Source organism: Weissella minor (genome assembly GCF_001437425.1).
GTDB lineage: Bacteria > Bacillota > Bacilli > Lactobacillales > Lactobacillaceae > Weissella > Weissella minor.
Genome location: NZ_JQCD01000002.1, coordinates 1 through 3,230 on the forward strand (window position 1 = coordinate 1; position 3,230 = coordinate 3,230).

1 tRNA gene and 1 rRNA gene are annotated in these 3,230 nt (G+C 49.3%); both read left to right on the forward strand.

The annotated features are described in order from the left end of the window. The first annotated feature begins 2 nt into the window (after window positions 1–2). A tRNA-Ala gene (locus IV67_RS00050) sits at window positions 3–75 on the forward strand. A 205-nt stretch (window positions 76–280) separates the two neighbouring features. After that, a 23S ribosomal RNA gene (locus IV67_RS00055) occupies window positions 281–3,196 on the forward strand. Window positions 3,197–3,230 lie beyond the last annotated feature (34 nt).

The window sequence follows — 3,230 nt, forward strand, 5'->3', positions numbered from 1 at the left end:
TTGGGGAATTAGCTCAGCTGGGAGAGCACCTGCTTTGCAAGCAGGGGGTCAGCGGTTCGATCCCGCTATTCTCCATTGCAACCATCTGGTTGCAGGACTTAGTTCTTTGAAAACTGAATCAATATTTTAAATTTTAAATTCATTTCAATTGATTATATCAATAATTAAATTGAGCCGAAAAAATACACCGCGTAATTTTTTGAGTTTTTTAAATTAGTTTAAATCGCTTGTGGCCTTTGAGCCACAATACTCAAACTTGAATCATCAACGTAAGTTGATAGGTTAAGTTATTAAGGGCGCATGGTGGATGCCTTGGCACTAGGAGCCGATGAAGGACGGGACTAACACCGATATGCTTCGGGGAGCTGTAAGTAAGCTTTGATCCGGAGATTTCCGAATGGGGAAACCCAGCTTGTGTATGCAAGTTATCATCTAGTGAATATATAGCTAGATTGAAGGTAGACGTTGTGAACTGAAACATCTCATTAGCAACAGGAAGAGAAAGAAAAATCGATTCCGATAGTAGCGGCGAGCGAACTCGGAAGAGCCCAAACCAATGTGCTTGCACATTGGGGTTGTAGGACTGCCGTTGTGGAGTTACAAAATTGTTTATTAGCAGAATCAGCTGGGAAGCTGAGCGAGACAGGGTGATAGCCCCGTATGCGAAAGTAAGCAATCTCCCGTGCAGGATCCTGAGTACGGCCGGACACGTGAAATCCGGTCGGAATCTGCGAGGACCATCTCGCAAGGCTAAATACTCCCTAGTGACCGATAGTGAACCAGTACCGTGAGGGAAAGGTGAAAAGCACCCCGGAAGGGGGGTGAAAAAGTTCCTGAAACCATGTGCCTACAAGAAGTTAGAGCCCGTTAATGGGTGATAGCGTGCCTTTTGTAGAATGAACCGGCGAGTTACGATACCATGCAAGGTTAAGGTGGAAAGACCGGAGCCGTAGCGAAAGCGAGTCTGAAATGGGCGACTAAGTATGTTGTTGTAGACCCGAAACCAGGTGACCTACCCATGTCCAGGGTGAAGATGCGGTAAAGCGCATTGGAGGCCCGAACCCGTACGTGTTGAAAAACGTTGGGATGAGGTGTGGGTAGCGGTGAAATTCCAATCGAACTTGGAGATAGCTGGTTCTCTCCGAAATAGCTTTAGGGCTAGCCTCGGAATGAAGCGTGTTGGAGGTAGAGCACTGTTTTGGTGCGGGGCCCATCTTGGGTTACCAAATTAAGATAAACTCCGAATGCCAATCACGTATGTCCGGGAGTCAGACAGTGAGTGATAAGATCCATTGTCGAAAGGGGAACAGCCCAGATCGTCAGTTAAGGTCCCTAAGTGTGTGTTAAGTGGAAAAGGATGTGAAGTTGCATAGACAACTAGGATGTTGGCTCAGAAGCAGCCACCATTTAAAGAGTGCGTAATAGCTCACTAGTCGAGTGATTTTGCGCCGAAAATGTACCGGGGCTAAACACACCACCGAAACTACGGGTGCCACGTAAGTGGCGCGATAGGAGAGCGTTCTATGGGCGATGAAGTCAGACCGTGAGGACTGGTGGAGCGCATAGAAGTGAGAATGCCGGTATGAGTAGCGAAAGACAGGTGAGAATCCTGTCCACCGTATGACTAAGGTTTCCTGGGGAAGGCTCGTCCTCCCAGGGTTAGTCGGGACCTAAGGCGAGGCCAAGAGGCGTAGTCGATGGATAACAGGTTGAGATTCCTGTACCAGGTGAACATGTTTGAACGATGGAGGGACGCAGAAGGCTAACAGAACCCAGCGGCTGGAAATGCTGGGCTAAATCATAAGTCTTGAGTTGAGTAAAATGCTTGACTCTACAAGGACAAGTGATGATAGGGACCGAAATAAAGTAGGGAAGTCTGCCATGTCACGCTGCCAAGAAAAGCTTCTAGTTAGTGTTTACCTGCCCGTACCGCAAACCAACACATAGTCGAGGAGAGCATCCTAAGGTGAGCGAGTGAACTCTCGTTAAGGAACTCGGCAAAATGACCCCGTAACTTCGGGAGAAGGGGTGCTCAGCGCAAGCTGAGCCGCAGTGAATAGGCCCAGGCGACTGTTTATCAAAAACACAGGTTTCTGCAAAATCGTAAGATGACGTATAGGGGCTGACGCCTGCCCGGTGCTGGAAGGTTAAAAGGAGTGCTTAGCGCAAGCGAAGGTATGAATTGAAGCCCCAGTAAACGGCGGCCGTAACTATAACGGTCCTAAGGTAGCGAAATTCCTTGTCGGGTAAGTTCCGACCCGCACGAAAGGCGTAACGATCTGGGCACTGTCTCAACGAGAGACTCGGTGAAATTTAAAGACCCGTGAAGATGCGGGTTACCCGCGACAGGACGGAAAGACCCCATGGAGCTTTACTGTAGCTTGATATTGAGTGTTTGTGCAGCTTGTACAGCATAGGTAGGAGCCGTAGAAATCGGGACGCTAGTTTCGATGGAGGCACAGGTGGGATACTACCCTCGTTGTATGACCACTCTAACTCGCACCACTAAGCGTGGTGGAAGACAGTGTCTGGCAGGCAGTTTGACTGGGGCGGTCGCCTCCTAAAAGGTAACGGAGGCGCCCAAAGGTTCTCTCAGAATGGTTGGAAATCATTCGCAGAGTGTAAAGGCACAAGAGAGCTTGACTGTGAGACTGACTAGTCGAGCAGGTACGAAAGTAGGGCTTAGTGATCCGGTGGTTCCGCATGGAAGGGCCATCGCTCAACGGATAAAAGCTACCCTGGGGATAACAGGCTTATCTCCCCCAAGAGTCCACATCGACGGGGAGGTTTGGCACCTCGATGTCGGCTCATCGCATCCTGGGGCTGTAGTCGGTCCCAAGGGTTGGGCTGTTCGCCCATTAAAGCGGTACGCGAGCTGGGTTCAGAACGTCGTGAGACAGTTCGGTCCCTATCCGTCGCGGGCGTAGGAAATTTGAGAGGAGTTGCCCTTAGTACGAGAGGACCGGGGTGAACGTACCTCTGGTGTATCAGTTGTTCCGCCAGGAGCATCGCTGAGTAGCTATGTACGGATGAGATAAACGCTGAAAGCATCTAAGTGTGAAACTCGCCTCGAGATGAGATTTCCCATTCAATTATGAAGTAAGACCCCTTAAAGATGATAAGGTAGATAGGCTAGAAGTGGAAGTACGGTGACGTATGGAGCGGACTAGTACTAATGGTTCGAGGACTTAACCAAGTTGAACAACGTGGTGTAAGGCTCATTTATAATA